Origin of the sequence: Mesorhizobium sp. B2-4-7, from assembly GCF_006442685.1 — a bacterium.
In the GTDB taxonomy this organism is placed as follows: Bacteria; Pseudomonadota; Alphaproteobacteria; order Rhizobiales; family Rhizobiaceae; genus Mesorhizobium.
In genome coordinates, this window is record NZ_VFVH01000003.1 from 208,728 (window position 1) to 224,199 (window position 15,472).

General features: G+C 64.1%; 13 protein-coding genes. 7 read left to right on the forward strand and 6 right to left on the reverse strand.

The features are described from left to right. Nucleotides 1-37: 37 nt before the first annotated feature. The 5 genes from FJ946_RS11125 to FJ946_RS11145 all read right to left on the reverse strand — a co-directional run bounded on the left by FJ946_RS11125 (nucleotide 38) and on the right by FJ946_RS11145 (nucleotide 6,567). Nucleotides 38-1,006 (reverse strand): ABC transporter permease, encoded by a 969-nt coding sequence (locus FJ946_RS11125; RefSeq protein ID WP_140500307.1) that lies wholly within the window; start codon nucleotides 1,004-1,006, stop codon nucleotides 38-40. Then, nucleotides 1,003-2,556, reverse strand: a complete 1,554-nt coding sequence (locus FJ946_RS11130; protein WP_140566042.1) for a sugar ABC transporter ATP-binding protein — start codon at nucleotides 2,554-2,556, stop codon at nucleotides 1,003-1,005. The genes FJ946_RS11125 and FJ946_RS11130 overlap by 4 nt, the downstream gene beginning before the upstream one ends. Before the next feature lie 62 nt (nucleotides 2,557-2,618). After that, nucleotides 2,619-3,614, reverse strand: a complete 996-nt coding sequence (locus FJ946_RS11135; protein WP_140513786.1) for an ABC transporter substrate-binding protein — start codon at nucleotides 3,612-3,614, stop codon at nucleotides 2,619-2,621. A 336-nt stretch (nucleotides 3,615-3,950) separates the two neighbouring features. Then, entirely contained in the window at nucleotides 3,951-4,949 is a 999-nt protein-coding gene (locus FJ946_RS11140; RefSeq protein WP_140500301.1) for an aldo/keto reductase, read from the reverse strand. Nucleotides 4,950-5,061: 112 nt separating this feature from the next. Beyond that, the gene (locus FJ946_RS11145) at nucleotides 5,062-6,567 is read right to left on the reverse strand and encodes an altronate dehydratase family protein (RefSeq protein WP_140522560.1); all 1,506 of its coding nucleotides are present in this window, start codon (nucleotides 6,565-6,567) and stop codon (nucleotides 5,062-5,064) included. Between the two features lie 252 nt (nucleotides 6,568-6,819). On the opposite strand from FJ946_RS11145, the gene FJ946_RS11150 reads away from it, so the two are divergent. From FJ946_RS11150 to gndA, 6 genes are all read left to right on the forward strand, one after another. Next, complete coding sequence (locus tag FJ946_RS11150) at nucleotides 6,820-7,722, forward strand: GntR family transcriptional regulator (protein ID WP_140500297.1); 903 nt, start codon at nucleotides 6,820-6,822, stop codon at nucleotides 7,720-7,722. 138 nt (nucleotides 7,723-7,860) lie between these two features. Further along, the gene (locus FJ946_RS11155) at nucleotides 7,861-8,217 is read left to right on the forward strand and encodes a DUF2946 family protein (protein WP_140500463.1); all 357 of its coding nucleotides are present in this window, start codon (nucleotides 7,861-7,863) and stop codon (nucleotides 8,215-8,217) included. 102 nt (nucleotides 8,218-8,319) lie between these two features. Then, nucleotides 8,320-8,862: a copper chaperone PCu(A)C gene (locus tag FJ946_RS11160; RefSeq protein WP_140522558.1), complete on the forward strand. Its 543-nt coding sequence runs from the start codon at nucleotides 8,320-8,322 to the stop codon at nucleotides 8,860-8,862. Nucleotides 8,863-8,900: 38 nt separating this feature from the next. Beyond that, complete coding sequence (locus FJ946_RS11165) at nucleotides 8,901-9,419, forward strand: YcnI family protein (protein WP_140500293.1); 519 nt, start codon at nucleotides 8,901-8,903, stop codon at nucleotides 9,417-9,419. Nucleotides 9,420-9,471: 52 nt separating this feature from the next. Then, entirely contained in the window at nucleotides 9,472-11,106 is a 1,635-nt protein-coding gene (locus FJ946_RS11170) for a copper resistance CopC/CopD family protein (RefSeq protein WP_140566044.1), read from the forward strand. Nucleotides 11,107-11,221: 115 nt separating this feature from the next. Further along, entirely contained in the window at nucleotides 11,222-12,670 is a 1,449-nt protein-coding gene (gene gndA / locus FJ946_RS11175) for an NADP-dependent phosphogluconate dehydrogenase (protein ID WP_281405859.1), read from the forward strand. Between the two features lie 102 nt (nucleotides 12,671-12,772). On the opposite strand, the gene FJ946_RS11180 is transcribed toward gndA, so the two are convergent. Further along, nucleotides 12,773-13,816 (reverse strand): LacI family transcriptional regulator, encoded by a 1,044-nt coding sequence (locus tag FJ946_RS11180; RefSeq protein WP_140500287.1) that lies wholly within the window; start codon nucleotides 13,814-13,816, stop codon nucleotides 12,773-12,775. A 403-nt stretch (nucleotides 13,817-14,219) separates the two neighbouring features. Here FJ946_RS11180 and FJ946_RS11185 point away from each other — a divergent pair, with 403 nt between their 5' ends. Beyond that, on the forward strand, nucleotides 14,220-15,458 hold the full coding sequence (locus tag FJ946_RS11185; protein WP_140558365.1) for an ABC transporter substrate-binding protein: 1,239 nt from the start codon (nucleotides 14,220-14,222) through the stop codon (nucleotides 15,456-15,458). The last annotated feature ends 14 nt before the right edge of the window (nucleotides 15,459-15,472 follow it).

The following is a 15,472-nucleotide window of genomic DNA, read 5'->3' on the forward strand; positions in this document are numbered from 1 at the left end:
ATCGTCGGCCGATTTTCGACCCGGCCGGCGATCGATTTTACTTGCCACCTCGGCGGCGCAGGCCGTCGAAGTAGACGATGACGATGATCAACATGCCGGTGATGACGCGCTGCCAGAACGTGTTGACGTTGAGCAGGTTGGCGCCGTTGTTGATGGTGGAGAGGATGAACGAGCCGATCAGCGGCCCGTGCACCGAACCGATAGCGCCGAACAACGACGTGCCGCCGATCACCGACGAGGCGATGGCTTGCAGCTCGTAGGTGTCGCCCTGCGTCGGATTGCCGATGCCGATGCGGGACGCGAGCAGCACGCCGACGAAAGCCGCGCACAGGCCGGACAGCACATAGGCCATGTAGATCGTGCGCGGCACGTTGACGCCGGAGAGGCGCGCGGCTTCCGCGTTCGAGCCGACGGAGAAGAGATAGCGTCCCCATCGCGTGTGGTGCAGGAAGACGTAGGAGGGCAGGGCAACCACGATTACCATCCAGAACAGATAGGGGATCCCCAGCAGCGAGCCGCGCGAAAACGCCTGGAACGCGTCGCTGTTGATCGATATCGAATTGCCATTGGTCATCAGGAGACCGATGCCGCGCAGCGAGGTCATGGTCGCCAGCGTGATGATGAAGGGCGGCAGGCCCATCCTGACGATGCCGAAACCGTGGAACAGGCCGATGGCGACCCCCACCAGCAGCGTCGCCAGAACCGCGATCCAGACCGGCCAGCCGGCATTGATCAGCAGCGCGACGATGACGGTGGCGAAGCCGACGATGGCGCCGACGGAAAGGTCGATGCCGCCGGTGATGATGACGAAGGTCTGGCCGACGGCCAGGATGGCGATCAGAGAACCCTGGCGCAGCAGGTTGGTGATATTGAGCGCCGAAGCGAAGGACGGCGTGGCGACCGCCAGGATGACCCACATCAGAAGCAGCAGGCCAAGCAGCGTCAGCCCGAACAGGGCATTGTAGTTGCGCTTCGGCTTTTCGGCAGGGATCGCCTCGGTGCTCATGTCTGTCCTCCCGTCTTTTCTTGTTTCTCGGCCAGGGCCTGGCCCAGAATGTCCTCGTGATCGGCGGTGCGGAAACCATGCGTGGCCACCAGCTTGCCGCGCCTGAACACATGCAGCGTGTCAGCCAGTTCGTAGACCTCAGGCAGATAGGACGAGATCAGGATGATGCCCGCGCCCTTGGACAACAGCACACTGAACAGCCGGTAGATCTCGGCCTTGGTGCCTACATCGACGCCGACCGTCGGCTCGTCGAAGATGAACAGTTTGGCGCCGTGCGCCAGCCACTTGCCGATGACGATCTTCTGCTGGTTGCCGCCCGACAGGCTGGAGGCCAGCGCGCCGCGCGTCGGCGTCTTGATCCTGAGGTCGGCGATCTGCCGGTCCGCCTCGGCCTTCTCCTGCGCAGACGAGATCAGCAGATTTTTCGATATGCGCTTGTAGATCGGCAGGTTGAGATTCAATGCGACCGGCAGGTTGAGGCACAGGCCCTGGTCGCGGCGGCTTTCCGGTGCCAGCGCCATGCCGAGCTTGATGGCGTCGTGCTCGGAGTTGACCTGCACCTCCTTGCCTTCCCACAACACCTGGCCGGCCGATTTGCGGTGGCGGCCGTAGAGGGTGGTGACGAATTCGCTGCGGCCGGCTCCGATCAGGCCGTAGAGCCCGACGATCTCGCCCGCGCGCACCGACAGAGAGACATTCTCGAAACCCTTGCCGGACAGGTTCCGCGCCTCGGCGATGACGGCGCCCGGCGTGAAATGCTCCTTGTGATAGATCTGCTCGATCGAGCGGTTGATCATCAGCTTGACCAGCTCCGGCTCATTGGTCTCGGCGATGTTGCGGGTGCCGACCAGCGTGCCGTCACGCAGCACCGAGACGCGGTCGGCGAGCTCGAACACCTCCTCCATGCGATGGCTGATGTAGATGATGGTGACGCCTTCACCCTTCAGGCGGCGGATCAGCGTGAACAGCTGGTCGGCCTCCTTGCGGGTGAGGTAGGCGGTCGGCTCGTCGAAAATCAGGAATTTGGTGCCGCGCACGGTGGCTCGGGCGGCGGCGATCAGCTGCTGCTGGCCGATGGTGAGATCGCCGAGCACGACATGCGCCGGCAGGTCGAAGCCGAGACCGTCGATGATCTTCTGCGCTTCCCTGACCATGGCTCGTTGCTGGAGGATGCCGAAGCGCGAGTTCTCCTCGCCGAGGAACATGTTGGCGGCGACGGTCAGGTGGCGGCAGAGCACGACTTCCTGGTGCACGGCGTTGATGCCGAGCGCCATGGCTTCGTGCGGCGTCGCCAGGGCAGCCGGCTTGCCTTCCCACACAACCTCTCCGGAGGTGCGCGGGATGACGCCGGTCAGAAGTTTGATCAGGGTCGACTTGCCGGCACCGTTCTCGCCGACGATGGCGTGGATCTCTCCCGCCTTGAAGGCCAGGGTCACAGGCTTCAGCGCATGCGTGCCGGGATAGCGCTTTTCCAGACCCTGCAGCTCGAGGATGGTCCTACCGGGCTCCAGCACGGGGGCCGGATGCAGTTCCTGCGCGGTCGGCGTCATGGCAATCCTCCCTGTTGTTTCCGGGGCGCAGAGGCCCCGGAAACAGTTGCGCGTGCCGATGCTCAGTTGAGCTTCGGGTTGAGCAGCGCGTCGATCTTGGGATCCTTCATGTTGGCCTTGGTGACCAGGTTGGCGCCGGTGTCGACATTGGTCTCGACCTTTTCGCCCTTGGAGGCGGCAAGTGCGGTCTTGATGCCGTCATAGCCCATCCGGTAGGGATCCTGGACGACGAGGGCGGAAATGACGCCGTCGTTGAGGAACTTGATCAGCTTCTCGTCGCTGTCGAAGCCGACCAGCGCCAGCTTGCCGCCGAGGCTGTTTTCGGCGACAGCCTGCCCGACGCCCTGCGCCATGATCAGGTTGGAAGCGAAAATTCCCTTGAGGTTCGGATTGGCCGTGATCAGGTCGGTGGCGATATTGAGGCCGGTGGTGGCCTGGCCGTCGGCATATTTGTCGGCGACCAGCTTCAGGCCTGGATACTTCGCCTTGAGCTGTTCGATGAAGCCCTGCTTGCGCTGTTCGAGCGAGCCGGCGCCAGGCGTGTTGGTGATCAGGGCAACGTCGCCCTCGATCTTGCCGCCATTGGCTTCGCCGATGGCCGCTGCGAGGCCGTCAGCGGCGACGCGGCCGCCCTGGACGTTGTCAGTGGTCAGGAAGGAGGTGAAGGCCTTGGAGTCGGCGCCGGAATCGATGCCGATAACCTTGACCTTGGCGGCGGCTTCGTCGATCGGCTTGCCGAGCGCCTTGAACTCGGTCGGCGAGATGACGATCGCCGCCGGATTGCTGGCGACGGCGTTTTCGAGGATCGAGATCTGGCCGTTTACGTCGGTCTCTGCCTGGGCGCCGAGCTCCGGCACGTTGACGCCGAGATCCTTGCCGGCCTTGCGGGCCCCGGCCAGGACGATCTGCCAGTAGAAGGACGTGGTGTCCTTGACGATGATCGGAATGGTCACGTCCGCCGCCGAAACCGGCGCCGAGTGCATGACGCCGGCAAGCATCGACGCGGCCGCCAGCGCCATGACAGCGCGGCGATTGAGAATGCTGGTCACGAATTTCATGGAATTCCTCCCTAGGTCGCCCGGTGAACGATACGGAAGCTCGGTTCGGATAGGCGTAGCCAAACAGAACTTTATCAATAAAAAACAGTTGCAGCATTTTGATAGTGCATCGATCCGGTCGATGCAAGCGGTGTTTATGCCATCCTCGGGGCACGGCGGTCATGACCGCACTGGCGCCTTGCTCTCCCCACGCTGCCCGACGCTTCCGTTTCGCGTGACTAACGTATGGAATATTAATTCCATAAATTAGTCAACATAGAATGCCCGTTCCTTCTTCGGTTCGCGGGATCGTGAAGCCCCGCGATCGCACGCCTTCGCCCGGGCGGATCGGGCACTTCATGCCAATTCCTGCACTACGGTGTAGGGGCGGTATCTGGCGTAGTCCGCCTGAGGCACGTCGACATCAAGCAGTTCGAGATTGCGGGTCAGGTTCGCCAGCTTGGCGGTGCCGGTCAGCACGGTGGCGACCGAGGATTCCTGGAGGGGGAACTGGAACGCGGCGGCGGCGAGCGGGTAACCACCTTCGGCGGCGATCCGCTCCATCGCGCCGACGCGGTCGAGCACGTCACCGCTGGCGGGCTTGTAGTCGAAATGGGCGCCCTGCACCGGTCCGGTCGCCAATATGCCGGAGTTGAACACACCGCCGATGACCAGCGAAGTCTGTCGGGCGCGGCAGAGCGGCAAAAGTTCGGCTTCGGCGCTGCGATCGAGCAAGGAATAGCGGCTGGCGAGCAGGATACAATCGAGCGGCGCGCGACGCATCACGTCGAGACATATCCGGACTTCGTTGACGCCGAGCCCGTAGGCGGAAATGACGCCGGAGTCTTTCAGTTCTTCGAGCGCCTTGAGCCCACCGTCCATCAACTGGCGAAAGTGCATTTTGGTCTTCTCGACGCCATGCGTGTACACGCCGATGTCGTGCACAAACAGGATGTCTATCCTGTTTAGACCAAGCCGCGCATAGCTGAAGTCGACCGAGCGCATGATGCCGTCATAGGAATAGTCGTAGTCGAGCGCGAAGGGCAGCGGATCGACATAGGAGTGATCGGGAACCTGATCCTCCGGAACGGGCCGGAACAGGCGCCCGACCTTGGTCGACAGCACATAGGAATCGCGCGGCTTATAGCGCAGGAAGTCGCCGAAACGCCGCTCCGACAGGCCGAAACCATAGAAGGGCGCGGTGTCGAAATAGCGCAGGCCCGCCTCCCACGCGCCTTGCAACGTTTCCATCGCCGCCTCGCGCGAACAGGCGCGGTAGAGCCCGCCGATCGCGGCACCGCCGAAGCTTACTTCGGTGACCTCGAGCGCCGTCTGGCCGATGCGGCGTTTTTCCATGCACAACCTCCCCGTTGCCCGCCATTATCCGGCGCGGCAGATTCCAAGACCTCAAGCCGCAGCATTCCAGGAAAGTTCGTGGCCACTTTCCGGACTGCGCGACTTCAAAGAGCTAGAGCGTCGCGCCGAGATGCCAGGGCACGAACTCGTTGTCGCCGTAGCCGAAATCCTCGCTCTTGGTCTTGCGGCCGGAGGCCGTCTCGACGATCAGTTCGAAGATCTCGCGGCCCATGCCGGCGATGGTCTTCTCGCCGGAGGCGATGACGCCGCAATTGACGTCCATGTCCTCTTCCATCTGATGATACATGGTCGAGTTGGTGGCGACCTTGATCGACGGCGTCGGCCGGCAGCCGAAGCAGGAGCCGCGGCCGGTGGTGAAGACGATGATGTTGGCGCCGCCCGCCACCTGGCCGGTGGCGGACACCGGGTCGTAGCCGGGCGTGTCCATGAACACCAGCCCGCTGCCGGTGACCTTTTCGGCATAGCCGAAGACGCCGTTGAGCGGCGTCTGGCCGCCCTTGGCTACCGCGCCCAGCGATTTCTCCAGGATGGTGGTGAGGCCGCCGCGCTTGTTGCCGGGCGAGGGGTTGTTGTCGATCGAGGCGCCGTGCTTGGCGACGTGGTCTTCCCACCACTTGACGTAGCCATCGAGCTTCTTGGCGATCTCGGGCGTCGCGGCGCGATAGGCGAGCAGATGTTCGGCGCCGTAGATTTCCGTCGTCTCGGAGAGAATACCGATGCCGCCGACGCCGGCCAGAATGTCTACCGCAGCGCCCAGCGCCGGATTGGCCGTGATGCCCGACATGCCGTCGGAGCCGCCGCATTGCAGGCCGACGACGATCTCGCTCACGGGGATCGGTTCGCGCTTGAGCTCGCCGACTTCCTCGGCGATCTCGGCCAGTACGCCCATGGCCTTTTCGACCGATTTGCGCGACCCGCCGGCGTCCTGGATGTTGAAATGGCGCTTACCGGCGGCCGCACCCTTCTGGCCGTACAGCGTGAGCTGGTTGACCTCGCAGCCGAGCCCAACCATCAGCGCGCCGCCGAAATTGGGATGGCGGGCATAGCCGGCCAATGTGCGGTGCAGCACCATCATGCCGTCGCCGGTGGCGCTCATGCCGCAGCCCTGGCCGTGAACGATCGGGACGAAGCCGTCGATGCCGGGATATTTTGGCAGCAGCGTGCGGTTGGCCGCGTCGGCGATGGCGTGGCAGACGGTGGCCGAACAGTTGACGCTGGCGATGATGCCGATGAAGTTGCGCGTGCCGGCGCGGCCGTCGGCGCGGCGATAACCCATGAAGGTGCGGGCGCGGTCGGCCTCGGTCGCATGCTCGGCCTCGCTTGGCGGTACCACCGGCAGGCGGCCGGCCTCGAACACCAGATTGTGCGAATGGACATGCTCGCCGGGCGCGATGTCCTGCGTGGCGCGGCCGATTGCCTGGGCATATTTGACCACGGCGGACCCGGCGGGAATCGGCTTGATCGCCACCTTGTGGCCGGGCTCGATGATGGCGGCGGCAAGCGCTCCGCCGGGCAGCGCGGTGCCGGTCTCGATGCGGCCATTGGCGACCGCGACATTGTCGGCTGGGGACAGAAGAATTGAGTTGGAGGCGTTCACGGGCGTTTCCTGGGGTGATCCTGGGAGGCGCGGATTGACACGCGCCTGTTAAGAGTTAATGTCTTTTATCGTGAAAAAACAGTTTTGCGTCAATTGTTTTTTCCGGCAGTTCCTGTGCGGCTGGATGAGTAGCGGCGCTGCAACCGGTAAGCGAGCCCCTCGGCAAAGCGATTCCGCTTTCGAGGGCGATAGGAACGTCATATTGCGCTTCAAGCCGGCCGCCGCAAGCGCCGGCCAGCGATGGGTCAGGGCATGTCGAAGAGCAACAACGTCTACAAGGATGCCTATAACAGGTGCCTCAGGCTGCTCGACGAGACGCGCAGCCTGCCTTCGGAACCGGAGCTGGGTACGCTGCTCGGCGTCAGCCGCACCACTGTGCGCAGCATCCTTGCGCGCATGGAAGAAACCGGATTGATCGCCTGGAACAAGCGCGCCAAGACGGTGCTGCGCGAAACGCGCCCCGATGATTTCTTTCCCGAGGAAGAGACCGACACGCTGGCCGAGATCATCGAGCGGTCGTTCATGCGCAGGCTGCTCGCCGGCGGCGCCGAGGCCGGCATGCAGATCAATGAGCTCGAACTGGCGCGCGAGATCGGCGTCGGCACCACCAGCGTGCGCGAGTTCCTGATCCGCTTCTCCCGCTTCGGCCTGATCGAGAAGCGCCGCAACAGCCATTGGGTGCTGAAGGGTTTCACCCGCGCCTTCGCGCTGGAGTTGACGGAAATCCGCGAGATGTTCGAGCTGCGCTCGGCATCGGCGTTCACCGCACTGCCGCAGGACAGCGCGGTGTGGGCCGATCTCGACAATCTCGAAGAGGAACACCGCGGCCTCGCCCGTGACATCGCCACGCGCTTCAACGAATTCTCGGAGCTCGACGAGCGCTTCCATCGGCTGATCCACCGCGCCTCGCACAACCGCTTCATCGTCGATTTCTATGATGTCATCGCCATGATCTTCCATTACCACTACCAGTGGAACAAGGCGCAGGAGCGCGAGCGCAACGAAATCGCGATCGGCGAGCATCTGGCCTATATCGCGGCGCTCAAATCACGCGACCTGGGCAAGGTCGATGCCGCCTGCCGCAAGCATTTGAAGTCGGCGCGCCAGACGCTGCTGACCTCGATCCCCGAGAGCCGGCACCCACAGAGGCCCTGATCGCGCCGCGTTGCCGCAGCACCGATTTGCCGATTTTCCGTCTCTTGCTGCCGTGGTAGACATCTTCCGGTGATCGCTTGAAGATGCAGATGGTTTGAACAGGCAAGTCATTTGACCAAAAAGGGGAGACGGTGGAGCATTCCGGTCGCGCTTGTCGCGGCCTACCTGCTGCTGCTTCAGTCGACGCTGAGCGCATTCGCCTTCGCCACCGGACCGGCCGCCTCGCAAATCGACGCCTTCGGCAACGTCATCTGCACCCACGAGGGCACTGCCCAGCTTCCCGATGGCGGCCCGCATCCGTCGCATCTGCCGGCATGCTGCATGCTGGGCTGCAGCATGGTTTCAGCGGCCTTTGCGCCGCCACCCGATGCCGGGCTTGCGCTGGCCTCGCTTTCGTTCGAAGCCGTCGTTTTCATCTTTCCGGCGGCCACGCATCTCAATTTCGCGCGCCAGCGGTCGCCGTCGAACCCGCGCGCGCCGCCGCTTTCGGCCTGAGCCTGCTGTACGCCCGGCGGAACCTTCCGCCGGTGCTTTCATCCAAAGAACGAATCGTTCGCGACTGGCCAACGGCGCGATCCCCTATTCATGGAGCAAACCATGTCCCAAGCTTTTCATATCGCGGCGCCTCCTTCGGGCGGCCGCACCAAATTCCTGCGCCGTTTCAATGAACGTGTCGGCCTTGCCGTGCTGGCGTTTGTGCTGTTGTTCTTCGGTGCCCAGGCCGTCTGCGCGCATGAATTCAAGGCCGGCGATCTCGAGATCGAGCATCCCTGGTCGCGCGCGACACCCACAGGCGCCAAGGTGGCCGGCGGCTATTTCACCATCACCAACAAGGGCAATGCACCCGACCGGCTGCTGTCGATTTCCTCCGACGTCTCCGAAAAAGCAGAGCTGCATGAAATGGGCGTCAAGGACGGCGTCATGACCATGCGGCCGGTGACGGGCGGCCTGGAAATCCCGGCCGGCGGCAAGGTGGCGCTAGCACCCGGCGGCTATCACCTGATGTTCATCGGCCTGAAGCGGCAACCCAAGCAGGGCGAAGAATTCGCAGCCACGCTGACCTTCGAAAAGGCTGGCGCCGTCAACGTCGAGTTCGCTGTCGAAGGCATGGGCGGTGGCATGGACGACCACGCCAATTGACCGCGCCATCCACAACTATTGAATTCAGAGGGACCATCATGAACAAGTATCTTCTGTCGGCCGGCGCGCTTCTGGCGCTGGGGACCAGTGCCGCCTTTGCGCATGTCACGCTCGAAACACAGGAAGCGGCGGTCGGTTCGACCTACAAGGCCATCCTGCGGGTGCCGCATGGCTGTGACGGCAAGGCGACGACCGCCGTGCGCGTGCAGATCCCGGAAGGGGTGATCGCGGTGAAGCCGATGCCGAAGCCCGGCTGGACGCTGCAGACCAAGAAGGGCAAGTACGAGAAATCCTACCAGCTCTACGGCCAGGCGGTGGCCGACGGCGTCAAGGAGGTCGATTGGAGCGGCGGCAATCTGCCAGACGAATTCTACGACGAGTTCGTCTTCCGTGCGATGCTGACGGCAGACCTCCCGGCGGGTCAGAAACTCTATTTCCCGGTGGTGCAGGAGTGCGATGGCGCCGCCGACCGCTGGATCGAAATCCCGGCGGCCGGGCAGGACGAAGACGCCCTGGAGAACCCCGCGCCCGGCATCGAGCTCACGCCGAAAAAGTAAGCTCTCGCGGTGCGCTCCATTGTCCGGAGCGCGCCGCATTTATGGCAATGACATGACGGTGATATTCCCTTCCAGGACGGTTCGCGCGACCGGCAAGCTCATCGGCCGAGCTGCCATAGGGCTGCTGACCTTGGCCATGCTGATTGCCGTGGCCACGACAAATCAGGCCTTTGCGCACGCCGCGCTGATCAAGACCGATCCGGCCGACGGCGCCGTGCTGTCGCAGGCCCCGGCGCAATTCGCGCTGACTTTCAGCGAACCGGTCTCGCCACTGGTGCTGACGCTGGTGAAGCCCGACGGCACGCCCGTTCCGCTGACGTCCTTCCGCCTCAGCGACCAGACCGTCGTGATCGACGATCCGCAGGCACTTGGATCGGGCACGCATGTGCTGAGCTGGCGAGTGATTTCCGCCGACGGTCATCCGGTCGGCGGCTCTCTGCTGTTTTCCATCGGCGCGGCGAGCCAGCCGCCGGCTGTTTCCGAAGCCGTCGACTGGCAATTGCGCTCGGCGATCTGGATCGGCAAGGTCTGCCTCTATATCGGCCTATTCCTCGGGGTCGGCGGCGCCTTCGCTCTCGCCTGGCTGGCGCGGGGTGGCCGCGCCGGACAGCGCTTCGTCGCCGCCGCAATCCTGTGCGGGCTGGTCGCGGCAACCCTGTCGCTTGGCTTTCAAGGGCTGGATGCGCTCGGCGCGCCGCTCTCGCATATGGCGCAGCCGGCCATCTGGACCGCCGGTCTCGGCACCAGCTTCGGCTGGACGGCGTTGATCGCGTTGATCGCGCTGGGGCTCGGTCTTTTGTCGCTGGCCGGGCCGCGCGCGGCCGCCAGGCCCCTCGCGCTCGCCGGCCTGGCCGGAACGGGCCTCGCGCTCGCGGCCAGCGGCCACGCGAGTGCCGCCGAGCCACAATGGCTGACGCGGCCGATGGTGTTCCTGCACGGCGCCGGCATTGCCTTCTGGGCCGGTGCGCTGGCGCCGCTCGGACTCGCGCTGAAACGGCAGGATGCCGAAGCGGTCACGTTCCTTCGCCGGTTCTCCGCCGCTATCATGCCGGTGGTGGCCTTGCTCGCCGCCGCGGGCGTGGTGCTGGCCGTCATCCAGGTGCAAACACCCGCAGCGCTGGTCAACACCGCCTATGGCCGGCTGCTGCTGGTCAAGCTTGCGCTGCTGGTCTTCCTGTTCACGCTCGCCGCCGTCAACCGCTGGAGATTGACGGCAATGGCCGAGGCGGGGGCGACGGAAGTGCGGCGCAGGCTCACCCGTTCGATCGGCGTCGAAATACTGATCGTGCTCGCCATCTTCGGTGTTGCCGCCGGCTGGCGCTTCACGCCGCCGCCACGGGCGCTGGCGATTGCCGCGGCGCAGCCGGTGTCGGTTCATATCCACGCGCTGAAGGCGATGGCGGACCTTAGTATCACGCCCGGCCATGCCGGGCCGGTCGCCGCCTCGATGATCATCATGACCGGCGATTTCGGGCCGCTCGACGCCAAGGAGGTGACGCTGGTGCTGTCGAAGCCGGACTCCGGCATCGAGCCGCTGAAGCGGGCGGCGACAAAGTCCGATGACGGCAGCTGGCGTGTCGACGATCTCGTCATCCCGGTTCCTGGCCGGTGGATGGCGCGCATCGACATACTGGTCTCCGACTTCGAGATGGTGAAGATCGAGGCGCTTGTGGACATCAGGCCGTGATGGCTGTCCAACACAATGCGGCGAGGCGGTTGACGCGAGCCTGAAGGCCCGTCAATCATCCTGGCAGGATGCATCTTGGCAAAAACCCGGGCAATCGCGGGCTCGAACAAACAAGATCCGAAAGCAGGGAAGAAACATGGAAAAAGCCGAAATCGGCCTGATCGGCCTTGGCACGATGGGCTCCAACCTGGCGCTCAACATCGCCGAGCACGGGCACCGCATCGCTGTTTTCAATCGCACCAAGGCGCGTACGGATGCCTTTGTCGAGAATGCCGGCGCGCTCAGGGATATGGTTGTCCCCTGCTACAGCCTGGAAGAACTTGCCGCCGCGATCCGGCCGCCGCGTCCGATCATCATCATGGTGCTGGCCGGCAAGCCGGTCGATGAACAGATCGCCGCATTGCGCGGCGTGCTGTCCCATAATGACATCGTCATCGATGCCGGCAACGCCAATTTCCGCGACACGATGCGGCGCTTTTCCGAGCTGGCGGGCTCCGGCCTCACCTTCATCGGCATGGGCGTGTCCGGCGGCGAGGAGGGTGCGCGCCACGGGCCGTCGATCATGGTCGGCGGCACCGAGGAGTCCTGGAAGCGCGTCGAGAAGGTGCTGACGGCAATCTCCGCCAAGTTCAAGGACGAGCCATGCGCGGCCTGGCTCGGCACCGACGGCGCCGGCCATTTCGTCAAGACCATCCACAACGGCATCGAATATGCCGACATGCAGATGATCGGCGAGATCTACGGCATCCTGCGCGATGGCCTGGGCATGGCGCCGAAGGAGATCGGCGCCGTATTCGCCGGCTGGAACAAGGGCCGGCTCAACTCCTACCTGATCGAGATCACCGCCAAGGTGCTGGCGTCAGATGATCCCAAGACCGGCAAGCCGGTGGTCGACATCATCCTCGACCGCGCCGGCCAGAAGGGTACCGGCAAATGGTCCGTTATCGAGGCACAGCAACTCGGCATTCCGGCGACCGCCATCGAGGCGGCGGTGGCGGCACGCGTCCTGTCATCGATCAAGGACGAGCGGCTTGCGGCGGAAAAAGCCTATGGCAACATCGGCGTCACCAGGATTTCGGGCGACAAGGCAGACCTGCTCAAGGATCTGGAACTGGCGCTGTTCGCCGGCAAGATATCAGCCTACGCGCAAGGCTTCGCCGTGATGAGCGGCGCTTCGAAGGCGTTCAACTGGAACCTGCCGATGCCGACCATCGCCAAGATCTGGCGTGCCGGCTGCATCATCCGATCGCAGATGCTCGACACCATGGCCGAAGCCTTCGGCCGCGGCGGCGCTTCGACCAATCTCCTGATGGCGCCGGCCTTCATCACCATGATGCAGGAGGCGCATCCGTCACTGCGGCGCGTCGTGGCCAGGGCTTCCGAAGCCGGATCGCCGGTGCCGGCGCTGTCTTCGGCCCTTGCCTATTTCGACAGCTATCGCCAGGGCCGCGGGACCTCGAACCTGATCCAGGCACAGCGTGATTTCTTCGGTGCGCATGGCTTCGAGCGTATCGATGACAAGGGCGCCTTCCATGGACCCTGGGGGAGCGGCGCCGCCGGCTAGCGGTTCAGCGTTTCGCGGAACGGCGTACCGCTCTATCTCTTTGTTTTTTGGGCAATGCCTTAGGAAAGCTACGCGGGAATTGCTCTGGCGGCGGGGCTTCAATCAGCCGCGATAGGCCACAACTTCGCCCGGCGCGCTGAGTGACTGCAGCGAGCCGGGCGCCGCGCCGCCGATCCAGCCGAGCACGGCGCGGGCGAGCTCGGAGCCGGCCAGCCGGAAGTTCTCGTTGACGATCAGCAGTTCCCGGCGGAACAGATGCAGCAGTTCCGACGATTGCTTCGACACCACGTCGATGTCGCGGCCGAGTTTCAACCCGGCGTCCTCGATGCCGGCAACAATGGCAAGCGTGGCGGCCGCGGCGCTGCTGACGATGCCGTCCGGCCTGATGTCGCGCCGCATCAGCTGCGCGGTCCTCATCCTGATCTGCTCGATCGAGTGGTCGATCGAAACGGTGTTGAACGGCACCTCCGAGGCGCCGACTTCGCTCAGCGCGTCGGCAAAGCCGTTCACGGTGTGGCCGTGATAGGTCAGGCCTACCGGCGGCGTCACCAGGGCCAGCCGACGCCGGCCCAGGCCGGCCAGATGGCGCACCGCCTCGGCCGCGAAGGCGTAATTGTCGAAATCATGATAGGGGTGCACGAGCCCCATATCGGTGCGGCCGTGCGTTGCAAAAGGTATGCCGCGCTCCAGCATGTAGCGGGCCCTTGGATCGTTGGGCTGCGTGCGCGAAATGATGACGCCGTCGGCGGAGCCGGTCTCGACGAGATAACGCACCGGATCCAGCGGATCCTGTGAGCGCGAGTAGGGCGTGACGATCAGATGGTAGGGCGTATCGGCGATGACTTCGGTGACGCCGTAGATGATGTCCGAGACAAAGCTCATGATCTCGTGCTCGGTGTTGAGCACGAGGCTGATGACGTTGGTCTTGCCGGTTCGCAGGCGCACGCCGGCGCGGTTCGGCCGGTAACCGATCTGCTTGGCCACGAGCTGGACGCGGCGCCTGGTCTCGGCGCCGATCTCCGGCGCGTCCTTCAGCGCCCGCGACACGGTGGTGACGCCGAGCCCGGTCATGAAGGCAAGCGTCTTCAGCGTCGGCCGCTCCCTGGCCGACGTCTCGTCATCGCTGTCCGTGCGCCGTCTGTCCATTCGTCCCGCCCCGTCAGGCGCTTAGCAGCCGCCGGCCAGGCCGGCAATCGCCGCCGTCGCTCCCATGGCGCGTCTCCTTAGCTGAACAAGCCTATACTGAAACGTTACAGATTGTCACGACCGGTGTTCGACCAGGCTGTGGCCGAGGTCGAAAGTCCGCATGGGCTCGCCGCCGAAAAGCGTTGGGAATCAGCAGGAAAGGCATTGGGAGCAAGCTTCTTGCGAGCTTTCTGTCTTGCCATGTGGGATTTTGCGTATTGCGCTGCACAACGGGCTCCATCCCGAAAGGATTTTGTTCGCGGCTCGAAAAATATCGAACTGACTTTCAAGGGAAGGGTTGCGCATATCTTGCAATTGCCGTATCGAAAATCTGTAACGTTTCAGATTCTGGGAGGAAACCGAAATGCGATACAAATTCCTGACCGCCGCGCTTGCGGCGACGGTGGCGTTGAATTTTGCCGGGCCGGCGGCCGCAACCGATCTGGAAGTCACCCATTGGTGGACATCCGGCGGCGAGGCCGCGGCGGTCGCCGAACTCGCCAAGGCCTTCGACGCAACCGGCAACCACTGGGTCGACGGCGCCATCGCCGGGTCCGGCGGCACGGCGCGGCCGATCATGATCAGCCGCATCACCGGCGGCGACCCGATGGGTGCCACCCAGTTCAATCACGGCCGGCAGGCGGAAGAGCTGGTGCAGGCAGGCCTGATGCGCGACCTCACCGATGTCGCCACCAAGGGCAAGTGGACCGAGGTCGTGCGGCCGAAGAGCCTGCTCGACGGTTGTACCATCGACGGCAAGATCTATTGCGTGCCGGTCAATATTCACTCCTGGCAGTGGCTGTGGCTGTCGAACGCGGCCTTCGAGAAGGCGGGCGTGCCGGTGCCGAAGAACTGGAACGAATATGTCGCCGCCGCCCCGGCGCTGGAAAAGGCCGGCATCGTCCCGCTCGCGGTCGGCGGGCAGGCCTGGCAGGCATCGGGCGCCTTCGACGTACTGCTCGCCGCAGTGGGCGGCACCGACACCTTCCTCAAGGTCTACAAGGACAAGGATGCGACGTTCGCCGCCGGTCCCGAAGTCGCCAAGGTCTTCAAGGCGGCCGACGATGCGCGCAAGATGGCCAAGAACACCAATGTGCAGGACTGGAACCAGGCGACCAACATGGTCATCACCGGCAAGGCCGGCGGCCAGATCATGGGCGACTGGGCGCAAGGCGAATTCCAGGTCGCCGGCAAGACAGCCGGCAAGGATTATACCTGCCTTCCCGGGCTTGGCCTGAACGAGGTCATCGCCACCGGCGGCGACGCCTTCTACTTCCCGCTGCTCAAGGACGCCGACAAGTCCAAGGCGCAGGAAGTGCTGGCCGAGACCTTGCTCGATCCCAAGACCCAGGTCGCCTTCAATCTCAAGAAAGGCTCGCTGCCGGTGCGCGGCGACGTCGACCTCAACGCTGCCAATGATTGCATGAAGAAGGGGCTCGACATCCTGGCCAAGGGCGCCGTCATTCCCTGGACGGACCAACTGCTCTCGCAGGACAGCCAGAAGCAGAAGGAGGACCTGTTCTCGGAGTTCTTCGCCAAGCCCGACATGACGCTCGAAGAAGCGCAAAAGCGCTTCGCCGACATCATCGCCTCGGCCGATTGACCGCCGACGAGCCG

Bases quoted from the DNA above. Each gene is read 5' to 3' on its own strand.
- FJ946_RS11125 (WP_140500307.1), bottom strand. From the start codon at position 1,006: ATGAGCACCGAGGCGATCCCTGCCGAAAAGCCGAAGCGCAACTACAAT.
- FJ946_RS11130 (WP_140566042.1), bottom strand. From the start codon at position 2,556: ATGACGCCGACCGCGCAGGAACTGCATCCGGCCCCCGTGCTGGAGCCC.
- FJ946_RS11135 (WP_140513786.1), bottom strand. From the start codon at position 3,614: ATGAAATTCGTGACCAGCATTCTCAATCGCCGCGCTGTCATGGCGCTG.
- FJ946_RS11140 (WP_140500301.1), bottom strand. From the start codon at position 4,949: ATGGAAAAACGCCGCATCGGCCAGACGGCGCTCGAGGTCACCGAAGTA.
- FJ946_RS11150 (WP_140500297.1), top strand. From the start codon at position 6,820: ATGTCGAAGAGCAACAACGTCTACAAGGATGCCTATAACAGGTGCCTC.
- FJ946_RS11160 (WP_140522558.1), top strand. From the start codon at position 8,320: ATGTCCCAAGCTTTTCATATCGCGGCGCCTCCTTCGGGCGGCCGCACC.
- FJ946_RS11165 (WP_140500293.1), top strand. From the start codon at position 8,901: ATGAACAAGTATCTTCTGTCGGCCGGCGCGCTTCTGGCGCTGGGGACC.
- FJ946_RS11170 (WP_140566044.1), top strand. From the start codon at position 9,472: ATGACGGTGATATTCCCTTCCAGGACGGTTCGCGCGACCGGCAAGCTC.
- FJ946_RS11180 (WP_140500287.1), bottom strand. From the start codon at position 13,816: ATGGACAGACGGCGCACGGACAGCGATGACGAGACGTCGGCCAGGGAG.
- FJ946_RS11185 (WP_140558365.1), top strand. From the start codon at position 14,220: ATGCGATACAAATTCCTGACCGCCGCGCTTGCGGCGACGGTGGCGTTG.